We start from the raw sequence: 414 nt of genomic DNA on the forward strand, positions 1-414 counted from the left end.
CCATAACTTGCTCCTACATTGCTATCTTGCACCTTGATACTTTTAAGTAAAAAGGTATCAATGTTAAGTCCTTGGGAGCGACCCATAGAAGCATCTCTTTCAAGTCCGGGATCATTAGTGCCATATCGCCCAGAATTCTTTACCCCACTTAGATCATTATTAATGTTCATGCCATCAACGATAAAGGAGTTTTGATAATAAAGTCCACCTGATATACTTACATTTGCTGGATCTATTTCACCTGGGGTATTTGAGTTCATTTGATTGCTATCAAACTGCACATTAGGAAGCATTTTTAAGGTAGAAGTTATATCCCCATTGCCATTTGGGATAGTTTTTAAAGTTTGGGAGTTTATTTCTTGTCCTGATTGATAAGCAAAGGCATTTGCATTTACAACAGAAGCATCAAGCTTA

The 414-nt window shown here is 37.0% G+C and carries 1 pseudogene; it reads right to left on the reverse strand.

Annotated elements, in window-relative coordinates:
• A pseudogene (locus DMB92_RS09090) lies at positions 1 to 414 on the reverse strand (TonB-dependent receptor plug domain-containing protein); the annotation flags it as partial.

The organism is Campylobacter sp. MIT 99-7217 (assembly GCF_006864365.1).
Lineage (GTDB): Bacteria > Campylobacterota > Campylobacteria > Campylobacterales > Campylobacteraceae > Campylobacter_D.